We start from the raw sequence: 4,154 nt of genomic DNA, 5'->3' as shown, positions 1-4,154 counted from the left end.
GGCCGGCTTCGCACTCCTGCGTCATCGCATCCTGCTCGGCTAACCACGTTCCGTCACCACCGAAAGTGGGCCAGAGCCACTGACTGGACACACCCCCACCGTCAGTTCCTGCACCGGCACCGGCGACGCCAAGGGCATCGACCCCTACAGCCAGGCCTACGCCTACGACAAGGTCGGCAACCTCACCACCCTGACCGACAACGGCCAGACCGCCACCTACACCTACCCCACGCCCGGCCCGAACGCCGTCCGCCCGAACGCCGTCACCGCCATTGCCCGCCCCAGCGGCACCGACACCTACGCCTACGACAACAACGGCCAACTCGCTGCCCGCACTGTCGCCGGCAAGCAATCCACCTTCGACTGGAACCAGCTCGGCGAGCTCACTCAGGCCACCGTGGACGGCCAGCAAACCGGCATGGTCTACGACGCCGACGGTGAACGGCTGATCCGGCGTGACCCCGACGGCAGCGCCACCCTCTACCTCGGCGCCATGGAACTACGCCTTGCCAGTGGCCAGGTCACGGCCAAGCGCTACTACTCCACCGCCGATGACGGCCTGGTGGCCATGCGCGACACAGGAGGCGTCACCTGGGTGCTCGCCGGCATGCACGGCAGCACCCAACTCGCCGTCAACGACGCCACCGGCACCGTCAGCCGCGAACGCTACCTGCCCTTCGGCCAACGCCGCGGCGGCGACGACCTACCCTTCACCGACCGCGGCTTCCTCGGCAAGACCGAAGACGCCTCCACCGGCCTGACTTACCTGGGTGCCCGCTACTACGACCCGGCCATCGCCAAGTTCATCTCCACCGACCCCGAACTCGACCTGCGCACCCCTGAGTGGGCCAACCCCTACTCCTACGCCGCCAACAACCCCATCGACCAATCCGACCCCGACGGCCGCCGCGTCGACGCCGGCGGCGGGAGCTCCGACAAGAGCTACGGCTACTCCCGCAACAAGAACCGCCCCAACGCCAACCAGAACTTCGCCCAAACCCACAACCCCAACGGGTCGAAGAAGACCGCCCGCGAACGCAAAATTTACAAGCAGCGGCACCAGCAATACGAGAAGCAGCGCAGGCAGAGAGCAAAAGAGACGGCAGCCTGGAAGAAGCGCGAAGCCGAGAGATCTCGCTATTACACCCGCGAATCGCATATACGCAAGGAGGAAACCGAGGCCTGGCGCTACCTCAGTTCGGCGCTGGGAGTCGGAATGTCCGACAAAGGCTTCAGCAGCGCGATGTCTGCCAGGTATCCGATCGGCTTCGGCAAGCGACCCGTAATGTCGATATCCCGGGCCAAGAACCCGGTCAAGTCGGGGTCGTGCAGCAGCTTTGTACCTGGCACCAAGGTTCTTATGGCGGATGGGACTGCGAAACCGATAGAGAATATTCAGGTTGGCGAAAATGTGCTTGCGACCGACCCGGCGACGGGAAAGACCGCCGGCAAAACAGTTACTGGCCTAATGACCAGTAGCGGCAAGAAGACTCTCGTGCAGATCACAGTATCTGCGGGCGGGTCCGAGCAAGAGCACCCATCAATTGTCACCACCGATAACCATCCATTCTATGTAGCAGCCTCAGATAGCTGGATCGAGGCGAAGGACCTTAGGTCGGGCATGTGGCTCCGCACTGCGGCGGGCACTTATGTCCAGATCGAGGCTGTACGGAAATGGAGTGCAAATCATCGAGTTCACAATCTCTCCGTCAACGAAACGCACACCTATTACGTAGTAGCGGATGGAATATCCGCCCTCGCACACAATGCCCCATGCCGCACCTTCGGTCGCATGTCTCCGAATGGCAGACTAGATGTTCCCGACACCCAAGGCATATACATAATCAAAATGAACGATGGAAAGGTGTATGTCGGGTCCGCCACGAAGAACAACACGATTCATCGACGGGTCCACCGCGCTTTCAGCCAACAGGACCATGCGGTCGCGAGTCGTGGATACACGCGCGATGACGTCCGAGAACTGGACTGGATAGAGATGCCGGATGACAGCGATGACGTAATCCACCAGTATGAACAAGGTGTTATCAACCGCTACGGGGGAATCGGCGGAGGAACCCTGCTGAATAAAATCAACGCGCCACGCCCATAAGGCGACGGTGTAAGCTATGCACTGAGGTTGAACCCTTCCTCCGAGATCGGCTGAGAGCGGGGGCTGCCATGGCGCGCCACGATTACAAGATCCTTTATTGGGATGGTGACATGGATGGCCATTGGTCGCATGCGGCAGAAGAACGGTATGAAGACAATGGCTACAATGGACTCGTCCTGACGCCTGGGGGTTCATGGACACCGGAGGGCCTGTCTTTCCTTCGCAACCTACCCGAATTGCGCTACTTCTCGCTCGAGCAACAGTTCAAAGCCGATGTCGAAGCATTCGAAGTGGATACTCTTAAGGAGCTATCTCTAGTTACAAACTCTCGTCGACCTATCCCGCATACAATTCAACCTGAAATGGTAAGCCTGTGTCTTACCGATCGCCCGGGGATCGCGCTGGGGAATCATTGGCCACAACTCAAGGAGTTCCGGCTAGGAAATTGGCGAGGCGCAGACTGCCTCGCCCTCTCCGAGGGAAGGCAGTTGACGCTCACCCAACTAGAGGGTCGCCGGCAAGACATCTCAATGACCGGAATACAAAACTGTGTGAACTTGCGGTCCCTTGCCATGCTCAATGTCGCCGTCCATGACTGTGAGGCCGTGGCCGGCCTGGCAAACCTGGAAGAAATTAGCCTGATGGCGCCGACAGGCAAAACGCACGCTCCGATAGACTTTTCGCCGTTCACTTCGGAACGCCTTAGAAAGATCTGGATTTCAGGCGCATCTGAGCTGGTAAATTTGTCGCGCCTAGGAGAGGTTGAATCGCTGAGAAATATCCGGCTTATCCGAAGTAACCTTACCGATGAAGACCGCCTGGCGCTGGCGGCCTTCCCGAAACGGATTAAGGTGGAAATCATCTAACCCTCCTATCTGAACTTTTTCGGCTTCCCCGGCCGGGATCGGACAACTCTAAGATTCTCGGGCGGATCACAGTGTCTGCGGACGGGGCCGATCAAGTGCGCGGATCCGTTTCGATCCTGGATTTACTCTCCTAAAGATTGGGTCGTGCTGAAATCAAGGCAGAAGGGTTCTCGTGCTGTAAGACCAAGTACGTAGCTGAAGGCCGTCGGCGAGGTGGCTGCAGTAGTCGGTGGCGATGTTTGTCCTCACTAACAGTGCGCCTGCCGAAAACTCCATCCATGCAGTTCAAGCCGCATGTGAGTACTCGTGGAGGACGCCGCCAAGTCGGTCGCGTCGGCGTATGTTCAGGTCGATGATTCGTTCTGGGTCTGTGATCGGGTCCGGGGCGGGACGCGGTGGGGCTGTTTGGTTCAGGGCTTGATGTGCTCGGTGCTGGTTGTAGAAGCGTTCGTACTCCCGCGGGGCGTGCCGAAGATGGCGTTCGTTCCATACGAGGCAGCGGTCGAGAAGCTCGTGACGGCACGACTGGACCCACCGCTCCATGATCGAGTTCATCCGCGGCATCCGAATACCGGTGAGCACCGTCTTGATGCCGGCCTCGGCGAGGACCTCGTCCATGAGCGCCGGGAACGTCCCATCCCTGTCTCGGAGCAGATAGCGCGCCCGGCAGCCCGCATCATCCAGGTCCATCACCAGGTTCCTTATCGCCTGGAGGACCCAGTTCGCGCTCGGATGAGCCGTGGTGCCGAGCACGCGGACGCGCCTGGTGGCGTGCTCGATGACGGCCAGGACGTACTGGCGCTGGCCGTTAAGGTGACGGTCTCGATGAAATCGCAAGCCAGTAGGGCGCTGGCTCGCCGTGAGCGGCTCGGTCTCGGTGGTCCGCCAGCTGCTGGCCGCCGGGCTGCTGGACGAACTGCACCTGCTGGTGCACCCGATCGCCGTCCGCAAGGGCGAGCGGCTGTTCCCCGAGGGGGAGAGCTCCATCCCCCTGGAGCTGATCAAGTCCGAGACGTTCACGACGGGCGTGCTGTACCTGGTCTACCGGCCCGCCAAGGCCGGCGCACGACCTCCACTTGTGCGCCCTCCGGTAAGGCAAGTCCAAGCGCCGCTGAGGCGACGATGGGTATGGTGGGCCGGTAGGGTGCCGTCGTGCTCGGTGCGTGCTCGTACGCCCC

General features: G+C 60.7%; 4 protein-coding genes. 3 read left to right on the top strand and 1 reads right to left on the bottom strand.

Translation table 11 applies throughout. The annotated features are described in order from the left end of the window. Window positions 1-397: 397 nt before the first annotated feature. Complete coding sequence (locus ACIHFD_RS67645; RefSeq protein ID WP_397375929.1) at window positions 398-2,110, top strand: polymorphic toxin-type HINT domain-containing protein; 1,713 nt, start codon at window positions 398-400, stop codon at window positions 2,108-2,110. 68 nt (window positions 2,111-2,178) lie between these two features. Continuing rightward, window positions 2,179-2,976 carry a hypothetical protein gene (locus ACIHFD_RS67640; protein WP_397375928.1) on the top strand — a complete coding sequence of 266 codons (798 nt, stop codon included), beginning with the start codon at window positions 2,179-2,181 and terminating at the stop codon, window positions 2,974-2,976. A gap of 285 nt (window positions 2,977-3,261) precedes the next feature. Here the strand turns inward: ACIHFD_RS67640 and ACIHFD_RS67635 are convergent, their stop codons facing one another. Then, window positions 3,262-3,729, bottom strand: coding sequence for an integrase core domain-containing protein (locus tag ACIHFD_RS67635; protein ID WP_397375927.1), 468 nt, complete (start codon window positions 3,727-3,729; stop codon window positions 3,262-3,264). Between the two features lie 106 nt (window positions 3,730-3,835). Between ACIHFD_RS67635 and ACIHFD_RS67630 the strand changes: the two genes are divergently transcribed. Continuing rightward, the coding region (locus tag ACIHFD_RS67630) for a dihydrofolate reductase family protein (protein ID WP_397375926.1) at window positions 3,836-4,154 on the top strand (319 nt) is incomplete at its 3' end.

The sequence above is a fragment of the Nonomuraea sp. NPDC051941 genome (genome assembly GCF_044593615.1).
This window is presented reverse-complemented; position numbering and strand designations above follow the sequence as displayed.